At 72.0% G+C, this 16433-nt stretch carries 20 protein-coding genes; 13 read left to right on the top strand and 7 right to left on the bottom strand.

Annotated features, from left to right (window positions below; genetic code table 11):
• The first annotated feature begins 34 nt into the window (after positions 1-34).
• From ACLBXO_RS16320 to ACLBXO_RS16280, 9 genes are all read left to right on the top strand, one after another.
• Positions 35-433, top strand: a complete 399-nt coding sequence (locus tag ACLBXO_RS16320; RefSeq protein WP_447685991.1) for a hypothetical protein — start codon at positions 35-37, stop codon at positions 431-433.
• Entirely contained in the window at positions 430-1197 is a 768-nt protein-coding gene (locus ACLBXO_RS16315; protein WP_447685990.1) for a 3'-5' exonuclease, read from the top strand. Before ACLBXO_RS16320 ends, ACLBXO_RS16315 begins: the two co-directional genes overlap by 4 nt.
• Complete coding sequence (locus ACLBXO_RS16310) at positions 1194-1343, top strand: hypothetical protein (protein ID WP_447685989.1); 150 nt, start codon at positions 1194-1196, stop codon at positions 1341-1343. The genes ACLBXO_RS16315 and ACLBXO_RS16310 overlap by 4 nt, the downstream gene beginning before the upstream one ends.
• Positions 1340-1981: a hypothetical protein gene (locus tag ACLBXO_RS16305; RefSeq protein WP_447685988.1), complete on the top strand. Its 642-nt coding sequence runs from the start codon at positions 1340-1342 to the stop codon at positions 1979-1981. Before ACLBXO_RS16310 ends, ACLBXO_RS16305 begins: the two co-directional genes overlap by 4 nt.
• Before the next feature lie 73 nt (positions 1982-2054).
• Positions 2055-2672 (top strand): hypothetical protein, encoded by a 618-nt coding sequence (locus tag ACLBXO_RS16300; protein WP_447685987.1) that lies wholly within the window; start codon positions 2055-2057, stop codon positions 2670-2672.
• Entirely contained in the window at positions 2673-2915 is a 243-nt protein-coding gene (locus ACLBXO_RS16295; protein ID WP_447685986.1) for a hypothetical protein, read from the top strand.
• Complete coding sequence (locus tag ACLBXO_RS16290; RefSeq protein WP_447685985.1) at positions 2908-3525, top strand: hypothetical protein; 618 nt, start codon at positions 2908-2910, stop codon at positions 3523-3525. The genes ACLBXO_RS16295 and ACLBXO_RS16290 overlap by 8 nt, the downstream gene beginning before the upstream one ends.
• 1 nt (position 3526) lies before the next feature.
• Complete coding sequence (locus ACLBXO_RS16285) at positions 3527-4105, top strand: hypothetical protein (protein ID WP_447685984.1); 579 nt, start codon at positions 3527-3529, stop codon at positions 4103-4105.
• Positions 4106-4316: 211 nt separating this feature from the next.
• A complete protein-coding gene (locus ACLBXO_RS16280; RefSeq protein WP_447685983.1) occupies positions 4317-4532 on the top strand; it encodes a hypothetical protein in 216 nt (71 codons plus the stop codon).
• Here the strand turns inward: ACLBXO_RS16280 and ACLBXO_RS16275 are convergent.
• A complete protein-coding gene (locus ACLBXO_RS16275) occupies positions 4525-5049 on the bottom strand; it encodes a metallophosphoesterase family protein (protein ID WP_447686013.1) in 525 nt (174 codons plus the stop codon). The genes ACLBXO_RS16280 and ACLBXO_RS16275 overlap by 8 nt on opposite strands.
• A 111-nt stretch (positions 5050-5160) precedes the next feature.
• The gene (locus tag ACLBXO_RS16270) at positions 5161-6594 is read right to left on the bottom strand and encodes a tyrosine-type recombinase/integrase (RefSeq protein ID WP_447685982.1); all 1434 of its coding nucleotides are present in this window, start codon (positions 6592-6594) and stop codon (positions 5161-5163) included.
• A 512-nt stretch (positions 6595-7106) separates the two neighbouring features.
• Between ACLBXO_RS16270 and ACLBXO_RS16265 the strand changes: the two genes are divergently transcribed.
• Entirely contained in the window at positions 7107-7379 is a 273-nt protein-coding gene (locus ACLBXO_RS16265; RefSeq protein WP_331318166.1) for a hypothetical protein, read from the top strand.
• A 141-nt stretch (positions 7380-7520) separates the two neighbouring features.
• Here the strand turns inward: ACLBXO_RS16265 and ACLBXO_RS16260 are convergent, their stop codons facing one another.
• Entirely contained in the window at positions 7521-7811 is a 291-nt protein-coding gene (locus tag ACLBXO_RS16260) for a hypothetical protein (RefSeq protein WP_447685981.1), read from the bottom strand.
• 210 nt (positions 7812-8021) lie between these two features.
• A complete protein-coding gene (locus tag ACLBXO_RS16255) occupies positions 8022-10709 on the bottom strand; it encodes an excinuclease ABC subunit A (protein WP_447685980.1) in 2688 nt (895 codons plus the stop codon).
• Between the two features lie 292 nt (positions 10710-11001).
• Between ACLBXO_RS16255 and ACLBXO_RS16250 the strand changes: the two genes are divergently transcribed.
• Positions 11002-11745 carry a dienelactone hydrolase family protein gene (locus ACLBXO_RS16250; RefSeq protein WP_331318171.1) on the top strand — a complete coding sequence of 248 codons (744 nt, stop codon included), beginning with the start codon at positions 11002-11004 and terminating at the stop codon, positions 11743-11745.
• Positions 11746-11765: 20 nt separating this feature from the next.
• Here the strand turns inward: ACLBXO_RS16250 and ACLBXO_RS16245 are convergent, their stop codons facing one another.
• The gene (locus tag ACLBXO_RS16245) at positions 11766-12278 is read right to left on the bottom strand and encodes a CYTH domain-containing protein (RefSeq protein WP_331318173.1); all 513 of its coding nucleotides are present in this window, start codon (positions 12276-12278) and stop codon (positions 11766-11768) included.
• A gap of 305 nt (positions 12279-12583) precedes the next feature.
• On the opposite strand from ACLBXO_RS16245, the gene ACLBXO_RS16240 reads away from it, so the two are divergent.
• Together ACLBXO_RS16240 and ACLBXO_RS16235 are read left to right on the top strand one after the other, a co-directional pair.
• Positions 12584-12940 (top strand): hypothetical protein, encoded by a 357-nt coding sequence (locus tag ACLBXO_RS16240; RefSeq protein WP_447685979.1) that lies wholly within the window; start codon positions 12584-12586, stop codon positions 12938-12940.
• Positions 12937-14289: an L-serine ammonia-lyase gene (locus tag ACLBXO_RS16235; protein WP_331318177.1), complete on the top strand. Its 1353-nt coding sequence runs from the start codon at positions 12937-12939 to the stop codon at positions 14287-14289. The genes ACLBXO_RS16240 and ACLBXO_RS16235 overlap by 4 nt, the downstream gene beginning before the upstream one ends.
• A 36-nt stretch (positions 14290-14325) precedes the next feature.
• Here ACLBXO_RS16235 and ACLBXO_RS16230 read toward each other — a convergent pair whose 3' ends face one another.
• A complete protein-coding gene (locus ACLBXO_RS16230) occupies positions 14326-14484 on the bottom strand; it encodes a hypothetical protein (RefSeq protein ID WP_331318179.1) in 159 nt (52 codons plus the stop codon).
• 69 nt (positions 14485-14553) lie between these two features.
• Positions 14554-16419 carry a glycoside hydrolase family 15 protein gene (locus tag ACLBXO_RS16225; RefSeq protein ID WP_447685978.1) on the bottom strand — a complete coding sequence of 622 codons (1866 nt, stop codon included), beginning with the start codon at positions 16417-16419 and terminating at the stop codon, positions 14554-14556.
• Positions 16420-16433 lie beyond the last annotated feature (14 nt).

Here is a 16433-nt window from a genome sequence, read left to right as displayed (position 1 = left end):
CCCAACGACAACACACGGACAGCAGGGAAATCAGATGGACGCGAACCAGATCAGGAAGCTGCTCACCGCCATGGCTACCGAGGGCGACACCGCCCCGGCCAAGCCGGCCCTCATGGACGTCGCCCTCAGGGACGAGGCCGCCTTCTACACGCGCGAGAACCCGTTCGCGGTCGGCGACCTCGTGACGCCGCGCAAGGCCTCGACGACCGGCGGCGCCGGCGACGCGCACATCGTCATCGCCGTCATCGAGGACGCCGACTTCCACTTCCAGGGGAAGCCCGGGTGCAACACCTACGGCCAGCGCCTCGACCTGCGGGTGCTGAAGTGGGTCTCTGGCCGCTACGCCGCGTTCTGGTGCGAGAGCGCCGAGTTCGAGCCGTGGGTCGACCCGCAGGCCCAGGTCACCATCGCGCTGGGCGAGGTGGCCGCGTGAGCGCCGCCGCCATCCACCCGGCCGACGAGCTCGCCGCCATGGAGGTCCGCGCCGCGGAGCTCCGGGCGCTCCTCGCCTCGAACCGCGAGGCCCGCGTCGGCAGCACCCACCACGCCATCGTCTCGCGCATGGACGACCGCGACATCGTCGTGATCGAGCCCCTGCCGGACCTGACCGAGGTCCTCGGTTGGCTGAGCGCCCCGCTCGTCGTCCTCGACACGGAGACGACGGGCCTGCACCCCCTGAACGGCGACCGGCTCATCAGCCTCGCGATCCTGCCCGTCGGGCGCGACTGCGGGCCGAAGGTGGAGCGGGCGATGCACGCCGCCTACCGGCTGGTCGTCAACCCGTGCCGCCCGTCGAGTCCCCAGGCCCTGGCGGTGCACGGCCTGACTGAGGAGGATCTGGCCTCCCGGTCGACGTTCACCCGGGCGATGGCGGCGCAGGTCGACCGGTTCATCGGGACCTCGACCATCGTCGCCCACAACGCGCCGTTCGACATCGGCTTCCTGCAGGCCGAGTTCGACCGGCTCGGCATGGGCTGGATCCCCGACGAGGGCCAGGTCGTCGACACCCGGCTGCTCTGCAAGCTGATCTGGCCGAACGAGCCGGGCACCCTCGACGCCCTGGCCACGCGCCTCGGCGTCGACCGTGGGAACCGGGACGCCGGCCACGACGCGCTGGGCGACGCCCGCCTGCTCGCCCGCTGCCTGCCGGGGCTCGTCGAGGCCTTGGTCCGGCACATCAACGGGAGGGGCGCGTGAGCTTCTTCTGGACCTTCGGCGGCGTCGTGGACGCCGTCATCCTCGGCGGGCTGCTGCTCGTCCTCGTCGTCTGCGGGTCGATCCTCATGGTCCAGAACGCATGGAGGAAGGCCCGCCGCGCCCTCAAGCGGAGGCTTGCCAAGTGAACACGTCCGCCGCCCTCCTCGCCGGCCTCGATGCCCTCGATGGCGCTGGCCTCAAAGAGCGGTTCGCCGCCGCCCGCCGGGCCGCCCTGACCGCCGGCGCCAACGCGGAGGTCGAGGGCGCGATGGCCGCGCTGCAGGCTGCCACGCGTGCCGGGATCATCGCGATGGCGGGGGCCGTCGAGGCCTCCCTCGCGGCGCAGCCCCTGCCGGCCCCGCCCCCGTTCAAGCGCCCCGGGCCCGCCGATTTCGCGGCGGCCGCCAAGGCCGGGGCCGCCAGGAACGCGGCGCGGCCGCCGTCCCCCATGCGCCGCGTCCCGGCTCCTGTCCGGGTCCCGGAGGAGTACGTCGCCGACGCCGGCGTCGCCGCGCCCGTGCCGGCGCCTCGGCCCAACCGGCTGGCGAACCTGCGCAAGCCCGTCGTCGAGGACGCCCCGCGCGACATGGAGGCCTCGACGCCGGCGCCGGCCGCACCGGCCCCGCAGCCCGCGGTCGCCCCGGGCGTGAAGTACGACCCGGAGAAGCTGGCCGCGCACAAGCGCCGCTACGGCAAGGCCTCGTCCCCGTACGTCATGCCCAACGGCACGGTGAACTACGACGCCCCCATGTGGGACCGTGGCGACGACGACGTGCCCTTCTGAGGAACCCCCCCGGCGCCGGGGGAGTGGCGCCGCAATCCCCGCAGCAGCCCGACAATCGAAGGGACCACCCGACATGCGTATCCCCGACGACTCCCTCCCAGCCGTCCAAGCCATCCATCGCGCGCTGTTCGAGGCGTACGACCTGGGAAAGAGGTCCACGCCGGCGTCGCGGTTCGCCGGAGGCATCGCCTGCGCCGACCTCCTGAAGGAGCTCGACAGCGCGGGGTTCGTGATCGCTCTTAAGGCGGCCGCCCGGCCAGGCAAGCCCATCGAGATCAAGCTGCCCGACGGCTCGCTGATCCATGGGTACTTCGATGGCGGCGAGGCCCCCAAGGTCGGCACGGTCTCGCTCCTGACGCCCGAGGCTCAGCGCATCATTCAGTCCGTGCGCGAGGGGGTCCGCGCCGACATTGGCAAGCTCTTCGTCGGGTTCACCGAGCGGCCCATCACGCCCGAGGATTTCACCGGGCCGGTCACGCTGGAGCCGGGGACGCTCACGGAGCTCCCCGAGGGCTACACTGCCAAGGCCGCTGCGGCGCCGCCCCCCGCCTCCATCGCGCAGGCGATCCGGGATTGCTTCGAGGCGTCCCGGCTGGCGTACGAGGCCGCCGGGGTCATCGGGCACGACGCGGTGAGCGAGATCCTCAACTCGGCTGAGCCACCCGCCACGGACGCCGGGGAGGCCGCCTGAATGCGCGCCCTTCTCGTCCTCATGTGCGGCACCGTCGGCGGGACCATGATCACCGCCGCCGGCATCGTGACGGTGCTGTTCGCGTGCATGGGCCACGCCGGCGACCTCGGCCGGTCGGCGTTCGTCCTGGCGACCTGGACCCTCGGGTTCGGGCTCGCCTTCCTCGTCGTCTCCCTCATCGGCGTCGCGACCGGCGTGCTGGAGCCCCTCAACAAGCCCGCGAAGGAGGGCTCCGATGTCTGAGGCCACCAACATCTCCTACCGCCCCTTCGACGGGGCGGCGGCCTGGGCGACGCTTCCGGCGCATGTCCAGGCACGCATCGGGGCGGCCGCCCTGGAGGTCGGCGTCGCCATGGGCATCGGGGACCACGCCGGTGGCCCCGCCCAGCGCGCCGGCGAGCAAGCCTTCGAGGTGTCCACCGAGATCCTGCGAGAGGCCGTGCTGGGCTACGACGGGGTCCACGAGGGGCTGTGGTGGTATGGGCCCCTCATCGAGGACGGGATGTTCTGCATCCCATCCTGCCTCCCGGTCTGCCGCGAGTGCGGGTGCAGCGAGAACGACGCCTGCGAGGAAGGCTGCGCCTGGCACGCAGAAGGCCTGTGCACGGCCTGCGTGCCCGACGCCGGCGTCGAGGCGGCCGCGCCGCTCCAGCCCGGCGACGTCGTCGTTGGCGGCGTCACCAAGCACGAGCCGCCGCTGCCCAAGGAGGAGGCCCGCGCCATCGTCAAGGGCGCCTGCCGGGCCGTGGCCGCGTCCGAGCTCGCGCAGCCGGTGCAGCCCCTGGGCGGGGCGCTCAGGGACCTGGCGAGGGCCATCGACGGCATGAACGACGAGATTGAGGGGGAGGCCTGACATGGCGATGAAGGACATCCCGGACTTGATGGTCCTGCAGGCCTACATGCAGGCGTTCTGCGAGCGCGAGATCCTCGGTTCCGAGGCGTGGCGGTTCCCGTACGTGATCCTGCAGGAGTGGACCAAGCAGCCGCTCAAGGTCTGCTATCGCTGCATGGAGCGGGCCTGCGACCGCGGCCTGATCGAGTACGGCGTCTCGCTCCGTTGCGGCTGGATCGACCCGAAGGGATACGAGCTTCTCGGCATGCCGGGTAAGACGTACCTCGAACTGGACGATGCCCGGCATCTCGACCTGTACAAGCGCCTCCTCGCCGAAGCTGGCCGGCCCGTGACGCTCGTAGCCCCGCCGCGGCATCCGGCATCGCCGGCGCCAGAGCCCAGCGCGTTCGTGAGCCTCCTCGTCGACATCATGGCGAAGGAGATCGTCGGCGGGACTGCGTCCCCGCAGCGGCGGACATTCACGGTCGAGGGGCTGCCCAACGGCTGGATCTACCGGAACGGCGAGCTCGTCCAGGAAGAGACGACCATCCCCGCCGGGGTCGAGAGCACCGTCACGAACCTGATCTGGGGTGGCCGCTGAACCCTGGGCGCGGCCTGAACCCCGCGCCCAGGTCTTAACGCCGGGTTGCGGGGATCCCTCGGATTCCACGCCTGTCCCGAAACGAATCAACACGCGTCCCTGCTACGGTGCCCTCGTCCTCACAGATCCTCCTCGCGGGATAGCGCCCCGCCAACCCCGATCCCAGCGCGCGTCATAGGGCCCATTGGATCGGTGCCCGAGGGGACAACCCGTGGCGAAGAAGACGAAGAAGGGGAAGGTGGTCCGGTGCAATCGGACCCCGTCGATGGTGCCGCCGCCGTGCGAGCGAGAGGTCGGGATATCGGCCGCGCGCGTCGCGCAGAGGCTGCAGCAGGCGCGGGAATGGCGGGCTCTCTGCCGCCAGCGCGCCGCTGCCAGGAGGCGCCGCGAGCTCGCGTTCGCGGCGCTACAGGAGGATCTCATCTGAGCTCCTCGGGCACGGTGTCGCTCAATGCCATGGCATCGACCACGGCGGCGAGCGACACCGGCCGGTACCCCCAGACGTCGACGCCGACGTCGCAGGACTGCGTCGTCCCCGGCAGGCGGCCGTGCGTGTGTCCATAGAGGTGCAGGCTGCCACGGTACGCCCGGGGCCAGGACCGCATGGGGTAGTGACACATGACGAAGTGCCTGCCCTCGATGGCCGCCTCGTAGATCCCCTCGTGCTGCTCCGCCCATGGCAGCTTCCGGTTGCGGCGGTCATGGTTGCCCACGATCAGGATCTTGCGGCCGTTGAGCCTCTTGAACACCCGCTCGACGGCGGCCGCGTCCTTCGACAGGGCGAAGTCGCCGAGGTGATAGACCGTGTCGCCCGGCGCGACCGTGGCGTTCCAGGCCTCGATCAAGAGCGCGTCGTGCTCGGCCACGGTGGCGAAAGGGCGCTTGCAGGCGGCGAGGATGCCGGCATGTCCGAAGTGCGTGTCGGCGGTGAAGAAGATGGCCATCATGGCCTCCTATGCGGGAGGCCGGCGCGTGCAGCGTCACGTCCTCCTAGGGATGGGGAAGGGCGGCAGGCACGCGTTTCATGGATCTCTCCGGGACGAATCTGAACGCTATCATGGACCGGTTACCGGATCCCTGGCCGGGCGCCCCTTTTGCTGGGCACGCTTCGCGAGGAAGCCGGCCCGAACCTCGTCGAGGTCGAACGTGGCCTTGCCGGCGTGCTGCTCGACGAGGTCCCACCAGGCGCGCATGACCGGCGTCTTCAAATCGAGCCTGTCGTCGTCGACGTAGTGCCTCTCCGATACGCTGCCCGGCGACACGCCCTCAGCGTGATCGAGGATGAGGTCGAGGACGGCGTCGGGCAGGCGCAGCGCGCGGGCCCCATGCGACCGCAGCGCCCGGCGCAGGTCGTGCGGGCTGGCGTCCACGGGGAGGGCCGCGAGGAGGTGCGTCAGCGTGGACTCCGACAGGTGCCCGACCGGCGCCCCGGCGCGGCGTGGCCTATGGCCGGGGAACAGGTAGACCGCACCCTCCTCGATCTGCCCCTGCAGGACAGACCACACGGGCGGCGGTAGGGGGACCGCGTGGATGGCTTGGGCGCGCGCCGTCTCGCCTGTCTTCCTCCGGATTGGCGGCATCCGCCACACGCCCCAACCGTCCTCGATGCCGGCGAACTCGCTGACCCGGGCCGACACGATGGCATGCCGGCGCTGGGCCGTCGCCACCAGGAGGAGGACGGCCGCCGCCTGTCGGGGTTCGAGCAGGTCGGTCCTGGCGAGCGCCACGAGTAGGCCCACACGGTCCATTGCCGGCCAGCGCACGCGCGTCCGCGGCTGCTCTCCCTCCTTGAGGCGCGGCTTACGGGGACGCTGGACGTCGTCCATGTGCCCCTTGGCGACGCCGCTGTCCCTGCGGGGTCCGGCGGTCGCCAACCAGCCGTAGAAGTGGCGAAGCCTGACATAGATTGCCTCGGCCTGGCGGAAGTGAGTTCGCGCCTTCGCCGACAGCACGGTCGCCAGGTCGTCGGGCGTGACGCTCGCCACCGGCATGCCACTGAACCGGCGAAGGACCGGATGCCGGAGGTTCTTCCTCGCATCGTCGAAGGCGGCCTTGCGCCACTCATGCTCGTGCGCCGCCAGGTAAGCCTCGACCGCCCTGGCGTACGTCCATGTGCGGGGCCGGGGAGGAGGCGGCGCCGGCGCGTCGTGCCTGACCACCTCCGGGAAGATCTCCTCCATGCGCAGGATCCCGAGGTCGCCCAGCCGCCGGGCGAGCCACGTCGCCGACGGCCACCCGTTGCCCGACCTCAGGAGGTCCGTGGCCTCGCCGGCGACCTGGCGGGCCTGGGCGACCGTCAGCCTGTCCACCGGCCCGAGATCCAGGCGAACTGTCCGGCCCAACCGCTCGGCCTTCCACCCCCAACTCAGGGTTCGTGGCGACACCCGCAGGAGCAGCCCCGGGGCGCGCTGGTCGCGGACGTCGACCGCCGGCACGCCGGGGCGGCGCTCGCCCTTGGCGCGCTCGATGAACGTGCCGGTGATGTCCACGGAGGCCTTCGGGGGCCAGGGGATGCGGGCCATTTTGGGCGGGTTTTCTTGGGCGGCTTTGGGCGGGGGGCCAGAAAGCACCAAAATGGGCCTGCCCGTCTACGGTTGCCCGTAAGTGCCCTTAACGCCTTGCGAACTTATCCCCGGTTAGCTACGCGTTCCTAACCCCGAAACCCGCCCAAAACGGCGAGAGCAGCTGACTCTTAATCAGCGGGTCCTAGGTTCGAACCCTAGTGCGCCCACCAAGACTTCCAGACAGGTCGCCGACCTGATGGGCACTTTACCCCTCATCCATATCAAGCAGTCGACGCGACGCGTGCCGGCGTCGCGCGCTTGCCAGTCTCGGTTCGTCGGCGCCGTCGCCGCTTGCTGTCATGGCGCTGATCGGCGGGGCGGGAGGGAGCTGTGACGGGTCTTCGGCCGCGCGTGTCCTCCAGAAGGCGTCGTAGGCAGGTCGGGCGCACCGTTAAACCGCGCCGCCTGTTCCCCGGCCCCCGCGAGCGGGAAGCGCAATGACCTCCACCGCTCTCGCCGTGATGATGGCCGGCGTCCTGGGCGCCTTCTGCACGATCGTCTTCGCGGTCGACTGGGTGCCGGGGTCCGTCGTCGGACTGCCGAACCTGCCCAGCCGGCGCGTGATCGGCCTGTGGGCATACAACGGCGTTCTGTGCCTCGCCCTGGCCGCGTGGCTGGTGTGCACGTATTTCTGCACCGTCGACGGCTACGACGACATTCCCGCGGTGCGCGACAGCTACTGCAGGCCGCACCCCACCGTGAGTGCGTGACCTCCGTGCTGCCTGGCCGGCCCCGTGGGACGGGCGCGCGGCGGGACGGTGCCGGTCAGCCCGTGGATCTCCGATCGGTCCGGCGGCGCCCCACAGGCCCGGGAACGGGCAGCGGCGTCCGCCTCGGCACGCCGGTGCGGCCTACGCGCTGAGCTTGTCATCGGGCTCCGTGGGCTCCGCGCTCGTGCCCAGCGCACCGCCCGCGGGCGGATCGTTCCGGCCGGGCCGGTCCCGGTTCGAGACCCCGCCGGCCCCTTGCCTGTCATGCGGGTGCATCGCGCGACGATCGGCGCGGGCCATCTCCTTGTGGGTCGGGATGTACCGCCACGGCGCCGGTGCAGCGCCCAGGCGAAGAACCGAGGGGGACCGCGTCAGAAAGACCGCGAGCAGAACCCACGGAATGACGAACACGGCGAACGCGGCGAGGCCCATGGCAATCCTCCGGAGATTTCAACAGTAACAATTGAAACGCCAGCGGATCATGACTGATCCCGTGAACGTCATCATAATCGATCCTGCATTGCAGCGCGCTCTTCGGCATTCCCGATGCGGGCACCGATCGGGTCGCGCGGGACGCGTGTTCGCGATGACGGCGCGCATCCTCGGCTCCGATCTGCCCCGCGCGGGTGGCGGATCTCGGTCTCAGCCCGCCGGCCGCGCCGCATCGCCGGTCATCGCGAGCTGCTCGCGCAGATACGGCGCCGTGCGGCTGGTGGGAGCCGCGGCGACGGTCTCGGGCCGGCCGGCGGCCACGACGGTGCCGCCCTGGTCGCCGCCGCCGGGGCCCATGTCGATCACGTGGTCGGCCCGGGCGACGACGCGCATGTCGTGCTCGACCATGACGACGGTGTTGCCCGCGTCGACCAGACCGTTGAGCTGGACCATGAGGCGGTCGACGTCGGTCGGGTGCAGGCCCGTCGTCGGCTCGTCGAGGACGTAGAGCGTGCCGCCGCGCTGGCCGCGCTGCAGCTCGGTGGCGAGCTTGATGCGCTGAGCCTCGCCGCCGGAGAGCTCGGTCGCCGGCTGACCGAGCCGCAGGTAGCCGAGGCCGAGATCGCGCAGCACGGTGAGCGGCCGCAGGACGGACGGCTCGTCCGCGAAGGCCGCGCAGGCCCGGTCGACGGTCAGGGCGAGCACGTCCGCGATGCTCAGCCCGCTCCAGGGGACCTCCAGCGTCTCCGGCGCGTAGCGCGTGCCGTGGCAGGTCGGGCAGGGGGCGTAGACGCTCGGCATGAACAGCAGCTCGACGCTGACGAACCCCTCGCCCTCGCAGGCCGGACAGCGCCCCTTGGCCACGTTGAAGGAGAAGCGGCCCGCATCGTAGCGGCGTTTCCGAGCCTCGGGCGTCGCGGCGAACAGCTTGCGGACGGCGTCGAACAGGCCCGTATAGGTGGCGAGGTTCGAGCGCGGCGTGCGCCCGATGGGCTTCTGGTCGACCCTCACCAAGCGCCCGATGCCGTCCAGGGCGCCGGCGATGCGACCCTCCGACGGACCCGGCGCCTCATCCAGCGGATCGTCCGGCTCGTCCTCGGTCTTCACCGGCCGGCCGAGTCGCGCTCCGACGAGCTCGAGCAGCGCGTGGCTGACCAGGCTCGACTTCCCGGAACCCGAGACGCCGGTCACGGCGGTGAGACACCCGATCGGGAACGGGACCGACACATCCTTCAGGTTGTTGCGGACGACGCCCTCCAGCCGCAGCCACCCGGCGGGCTCCCGGAGCGGCCGCGGGGGCGCCTCCGCGAGCCCGAACAGGTAGAGCCGCGTCCGCGACGCCGCGACGTCACGCAAGCCCTCCGTCGGCCCGCTGTAGAGGATCGTGCCGCCGTTCTCGCCCGCTTCCGGTCCCACATCGACGAGCCAGTCGGCGCGGCGCATCGTGGCGATGTCGTGCTCGACGACGAACAGCGAGTTGCCCGCGGCGAGCAACCCGGCCAGCGCGTCGTGCATGGCGTCCCCGTCGGCGGGGTGAAGCCCGGCGGTGGGCTCGTCGAGCACGTAGACGACGCCGAAGAGCTGCGAGCGCAGCTGGGTCGCCAGGCGGAGGCGCTGCAGCTCACCCGACGACAGGGTCGTAGTGGCCCGGTCCAGCGAGAGGTAGCCGAGACCGAGATCCGCCAGCGTCCCGATCCGCGCGATGAGGTCGGAGGCCAGGCGCTGGGCCGCGAGGCGCTTCTCGATGGACAGATTCGGCGTGACGCGCACGTCCGGCGCGCCCGCATGGGCCGAGCCGCCGGACGCGGCCCGCGCGGCGCGGTCCTTCCGGCCCACCGCGCGGTCGAGGGTGGCGGGCGCGGCCCCGGCCTCGGGCTCGGGCTGCCGGTCCTCGGCCGCCGGCCGCAGGGCCTCGGCGAGCGCGGTGAGCGGCATGCGCGACAGGTCGCCGATATCCAGCCCCGCGAACGTCACCGAGAGCGCCTCGGGCTTCAGCCGCTTCCCGTGACAGGCCGGGCAATCCTCGCTCACGAGGTAGCTCGCGGCGCGGCGGCGCATCAGGGCGCTCTGCGAGTTGGTGAACGTGCCGAGCACGTGGCGGCGGGCGCTGGTGAACGTGCCCATGTAGCTCGGCTCCAGCCCACGGCGGCGGGCGAGCCGCGTCTGCTCCGGGGACAGGCCGGCATAGACCGGTTCCTGCGGCTGCTCGTCCGTGAACAGGATCCAGTCCCGGAGCGTCCGGGGCAGCGCCTGCCAGGGCGTGTCGACGTCGACGCCCCGGCTGACGAGGATGTCCCTCAGGTTCTGACCGCCCCAGGCCTGCGGCCAGGCCGCGACGGCACGCTCGCGGATCGTCAGGGACGGATCCGGCACCATCGAGGCTTCCGTGGCCCGGTAGACCCGCCCGAGGCCGCCGCAGGACGGGCAGGCGCCCTGCGGGGTGTTGGGCGAGAAATCCTCCGCGTAGAGCATCGGCTGGCCGGGCGGGTAGGTGCCGGCGCGCGAGTACATCAGGCGCACGAGGCTCGACAGGGTCGTGACGCTGCCGACCGACGAGCGCGCGCTGGGGGTGCCGCGCTGCTGCTGGAGGGCGACAGCCGGAGGAAGGCCCTCGATCGAATCGACGTCGGGGACGCCGACCTGGTCGATCATCCGGCGCGCGTAGGGCGCGACCGACTCGAAGTAGCGGCGCCGGGCCTCCGCGTAGAGGGTCCCGAAGGCCAGCGAGGACTTGCCGGACCCGGAGACGCCCGTGAACACGACGAGGGCATCGCGCGGCATCTCCACGTCTATGTCGCGCAGGTTGTGCTCCCGCGCGCCCCGGACCGTGACGTAGCCCGTCCGCCCCGCCCCCGCCCGCGCGATCGTCGTTTTGCGCCGGGGTTTCGCCTCGTCCATGAGCAGCCTTCTCGGCGGAGGCCGGGACCCCGCAGATCGCGAACTCGCGAGATCGGAGACCGGCGCGGCGACCCGTATACCGTCCGGCCCGCAAACCGAAGCCGGACCGCGCCGGCGAACCGGCAACGGATCAGACCACCCGGCTTCCCGGCGGAGCGATGGGGACGGCCTGCTGGTCGGCGAGGACGGTCGCCGCAGCGCCGCCGGCCCAGGACGTCGGGTGCGGTCGACGGCCTAGCGGTTTTCCGACGACGGGCGCAGAACGTGCGGGTGCCCCGTCGAGGAACCGAGCATGGTCAACGAGCAGGTCGCGATCCGGACCGAGGACGGCGTATGCGGGACGCACGTCGTCGCGCCGGACGGCGCGGGGCCCTGGCCGGCCGTGATCCTGTACATGGATGCCGGCGGCATCCGTCCCGCCCTCGTCGACATGGCAAGGCGGCTCGCGACCGGCGGCTACCGCGTCCTGTTGCCGGATCTCTTCTACCGCTACGGGCCGTATGGCCCCTTCGTCCCCGCGGAGGTGTTCAAGGGCGATTTCCGCGCGATCCTCGGTCCGCTGATGGCGACGACCGACAACCTTAAGGCCGCGGCCGACACTGCGGCCCTCCTCGCCTATCTCGACACGCGCGACGACGTCGCCGGGCGCGCGGTCGGCGCGGTGGGCTTCTGCATGGGCGGCCGCATGGCCATCACGGCGGCCGGCACGTTTCCCGGCCGGTTCGCGGCCGTCGCCAGCTTTCACGGCGGCAATCTCGCCACCGAGGAACCCGCGAGCCCGCATCGTCTCGCGTCGAAGCTGAGAGCCGAGGTGTACATCGCGGCCGCCGAGAACGACGGCAGCTACCCGCCCGAGATGGCCGAGCGCCTGGAGACGGCGCTGTCGCGCGCGGATGTCCGGTACGCGGCGGAGACCTACCCTGCCGCGCACGGCTGGATGATGCCGGATTTCCCCGTCCACGATCGCGCGGCCGCGGAGCGCGGCTGGACAGCGATGGGCGCCCTGTTCGACCGAACCCTGCGCCGCGACGGCTGAGCGAGGGTCGCGATCCGGCGCTAGGCGGCCACCGGCAGCCGCAGCACGTCGTCCATCGTGATCGGCCGGCCGGCCTCGCAGCAGAGATGGAGCAGCGTCGACTGGCGGAACCGCAGGTCGCCGGTCACCTCCTCGCCGAGCCAGGCGGGCTTCCTGAAGGACTGGTCGGCGCGCGCGAGTTCGATTTCGGCCAGGACCATCCCGGCCAGCGAGCCCTGGAACACGTCGACCTCCCAGGTCAGCCCGTCGTGCGGGACGCAGTACCGGGTCTTCTCGATCACGTTGCCGGTGCACACCTGATCGACCATGGCGGCGCCGTCGGCATGCGGGATCTCGTACTCGAACTCGGCGCGGGCAATGCCTTCGCGGGCCCCCTTGACCGTGAGCCAGGCGCGCTCGCCGTCGAGGCGCACGCGGACCTTCCCGCGGGCGAAGTGACCGACCAGACCGTCCTTCAGGTGACGAATGGATGTGGCCGCGGCACGCCAGCCATCGCCCGCCACGAGGAACTTCCGCTCGATCTCTAACCGCATCCAGGCGCCCACCGCTTCGGCCGGACGCCTCGTAGCTCATCGGGGCCGCCGAGTCAGGCGTGCCGCGGGCTCCGGTGCGGACGCGCCGGACCGGGACGAAGCCTCGACGCAGATGTGCCGCGCACCGCTGCGTCGGAACGGCCGTCCGCGTCTCGGATCGCCCTTGCTCCGGCGACGTCGCGCCCTGGCGCGAACCGTACCGTCTCCGTGACCGGGTCGACGATCGCGGGACCGTGGGCGCGCGTGTCGCCCGAGGGCTTCCCGTCACGACCACAACGGGCGGCGCCGCCCGGGTGCCGGCCCACATGGTGGATCACCTCCAGACCGAGTGGCCCGACCTCCCGGTGTTCCTCCGCGTGTCGGCGGCCGGGCGCGCCCTCGTGGACGTGTCGCACCGCAATGTCGGGATCGACGGCCGCGGGGTCGCGGCCGCGATCACTCTCGAGGCCGGCTGCCCCCTCGACCTCGGCGACGCCGCCTTCCCGGCGGGCAGTGCCGCCCGCACGCTCCTCGGCAAGGCCAAGATCGTGCGGATCCGTCGCCCCGGCCCGGTCCCGACATACTGGGTGGCGTGCTGGCGGACCTTCGCGAACTCCGTGTATGGCTTGCTGGAGGAGGCCGCCTTCGGGGCCGGCCAGCTGGAGAGAGCCGCCGCGCGATGATCAGCGCCTTCGATCTGTTCAAGATCGGGATCGGCCCGTCGAGTTCCCACACGATCGGGCCGATGGTGGCCGCGCGCCGCTTCCGCGACCGCGTCGCCGGCCGGACCGGCGTCGCGCGGGTGAGCGCGGAGATCTTCGGCTCCCTCGCCTGGACCGGGCGCGGCCACGGCACCGACGTGGCGATCTTCCTCGGCCTGCTCGGCCACGAGCCCGCGACCGTCGATCCGGACGCCGTGGCGGGCTACACGCGGGGGCTGGCCGAGACCGGCGCCATCGGCCTGCCGGGCGTCGCCTTCGACACGACGAAGGACCTGATCTTCAACTTCACCGAGGTGCTGCCCCGCCACACCAACGGCATGCGCTTCCGCGCCCTCGACGCCGACGGCGCCGTGCTGGACGAGGTCGTCTGCTACTCGGTCGGCGGCGGCTTCGTCGAGGAGGAGGGGGCGGCGGAGGCCGCCGGCCTCGGCACCGTCGCACTGCCCCACCCGTTCGAGAGCGGCGCCGACCTGCTGCGGATCTGTGCCGAGACGGGCCTCACCATCCCGCAGGTCCAGATGGCCAACGAGCGCGCCCTGCGCGGCGAGGCCGAGATCGAGGCTGGGCTCGACGCCGTCCGCGACGCCATGCTGGCCTGCATCGCCCGCGGCCTGCGCATGGACGGCGAGCTGCCCGGCGGCCTCAGGGTCCGGCGGCGGGCGAAGCGCCTGCACGAGACCCTCGAGGCGAACCGCCTCGCGAACAGCCGGCCCGCCCACGAGATCATGGACTGGATCAGCCTGTTCGCCCTGGCGGTGAACGAGGAGAACGCGTCCGGCGGCCGGATCGTGACGGCGCCGACCAACGGCGCGGCCGGGATCGTGCCGGCGGTGCTGCGCTACATCGTCGACTTCTATCCCGGCTGGAGCGAGGCGCGGGGCCGCGACTACCTCCTCGCCGCCGCCGCGATCGGCGGCCTGATCAAGCGCCGGGCCTCGATCTCGGGCGCCGAGGTCGGCTGCCAGGGCGAGGTCGGCTCCGCGGCCGCCATGGCGGCGGCCGGGCTCGCCGCCGTGCTCGGGGGCGACGCGCGGCAGGTCGCCAACGCCGCCGAGATCGCCATGGAGCACCATCTGGGCATGACCTGCGACCCGATCGGCGGGCTCGTCCAGATCCCCTGCATCGAGCGCAACGCCTTCGGCGCCAACAAGGCGGTGGCGGCCGCCTCCCTCGCCCTCCACGGCGACGGGGTGCACTTCGTGAGCCTCGATCAGGTCATCGAGACGATGCGCCAGACCGGGCACGACATGCAGGCCAAGTACAAGGAAACGTCCCTCGGCGGCCTCGCGGTCAACGTCGCCGCCTGCTGAGCGCGCCGTCGCTCTCCGCCCTCGCAGGAAGCCGCGTCAGGGCGCCCACGCCGCCTCCGGCAGCGCGAACGGCTCCGGCGCGTGCCCGTCCGCGCGGAGCGCGGCCAGCAGATCGTCCGGCGTGAGGGTCAGGGTGCGCGTGCTGACCAGGGGATGGACGTTGACCGGCGCCTCCGCGAGCCTACTGTCCTGCACGAGGATCCGCACGCTGCCCGGCGCGGCGTTGAGGGCGCCGACCGGCCCGCGTCGGGAACCGGAGCGTCGCTACTCGGCGGCCGTCCGGGCCGCGGTCTCCGCCCCGTCGTCCACGCCGAAGCGCGCGATGCTGTCCTCCAGCCGCAGCGCGGCGTTGATCAGGGCCATGTGGGAGAAGCCCTGCGGCGTGTTCCCGCGCTGGGCGCCGGTGGCCGGGTCGATCTCCTCGGCGAGCAGCCCGACATCGTTGCACCGGGCGATCAGCCGCTCGAACGTGGCCTTGGCCTCGTCGGTCCGCCCGTCGAGGGCGAGGCAGCCGACCCGCCAGAACGCGCAGGCCGTGAACGTGCCCTCGTCACCCTCCAGGCCGTCTTCCATGCGGTAGCGGTAGATCAGGTCGCCGACGCCCAGCTCGCGCTCGACCGCCGCCAGGGTCGCGCGCATGCGCGGCTCCCGCGGGTCGAGGGCCCCGAACAGGGCGACGCGCAGGACAGCGGCGTCGAGATGGTGCGAGTCGTAGGCGCCGACATAGGCCTGCTTCTCGGCGCTCCATCCCCGCTCGAGGTATTCCGACCGGATCTCGGCGGCGATCCGCTCCCACTCGGCGATCCTCGCGTCCGATACACCCGCGATGTTGCGGGCGATCCGGGCCGCGTCCCGCAGGGCGACCCAGAGCATCGCCTTGGTGTGGACCTGCTGGCGCGGACCGGTGCGCAGCTCCCAGATGCCGTTATCGGGGTCGTGGCGGTGCCGGATGGCCCGGGCGGTGAGGTTGTCCAGCACCTCCGGCAGCCGGTCGTTGACCTTCTCGGGCGGGTCGTAATCCACCGCCTCGAGGAACACGCACAGCGCCCGGAGCAGCTCGCCGTAGATGTCGTGCTGGTCCTGGCACTCGGCGATGTTGCCGATCACCACGGGCCCCACGCCGTTCCAGCCGGCGAGGTGACTCAGTTCCTCCTCCGGCGGCATGTCGCCGGCGATGCCGTACATGAGCCGCGTCTCCCGCCCGAAGGTGCCGTCGCGCTCGCGCAGGAAGCGCAGGAACTCGGACGCCTCGCGGACGTAGCCCAGCATCACGAAGGCGGTGACCGTGAAGGCGGCGTCCCGCATCCAGGTGAAGCGGTAATCGTAGTTGCGGTTGCCCGGCACCGCCTCGGGCAGGCCCGCCGTCGCGGCCGCGACGATCCCGCCCGAGGGCGAGTAGGTCAGCAGCTTCAGGCAAAGGGCGGACCGCATCACGGCGTCCCGGTAGGCACCGCGATAGGTGCTGCGGGCGCTCCAGCGCCGCCAGTAATCGGCGGTCGTCTCCAGGCGGCGCCGGGCCCCGGCGAAGTCCTCGATGCAGGCCTCGTCCTGATCCTCGCCGTGGGTCAGGACGAGATAGGCGGTCTCGCCCTCCGCGAGGTCGAACCGGATCTCGGCCGAATCCCCCGCGAGGGTCGGGCAGGGCTGCGCGTTGACCCGCACGCGCCAGTCCCCCGCCTCGAACAGGACCGACCCGCCCTCGACCAGCGGCGTGCAGGGGCGGCGGGCGTAGTCGAAGGTCGGGCGGACCCGGAACACGCCCGAGACCCGACCCTGCTCGCAGGTCAGCAGCCGGATCAGGCGGCTCTCGCTCTCGCCGTCCGGCCCCTCCTCGGGCTCCGGGCTCGGCGGGTTGACGGGCATCAGGTCGACGAGGCGCGCCCGGCCGGTCTCCGTGAAAAAGGTCGTCTCCAGGATGTTGGTGTCGGGGAGGTACCGGCGCGCACTCCCGGTCGGGCCGTCGAGGGCGAGGCTGCACGCCCCGCCCTTGTCGTCGTCGAGGAGCTTCACGAACAGGGCCGGCGAATCGTGGCGCGGCCAGCACAGCCAGTCGATGGAGCCGTCCCGGGCGATCAGCGCGCAGGAGTGGGTGTCCCCGATGAGGGCGTAATCGCTGATGGGCTTCGACACGGGGCTTCCGGATG

The sequence above is a fragment of the Methylobacterium sp. C33D genome, from assembly GCF_053345825.1.
This window is presented reverse-complemented; position numbering and strand designations above follow the sequence as displayed.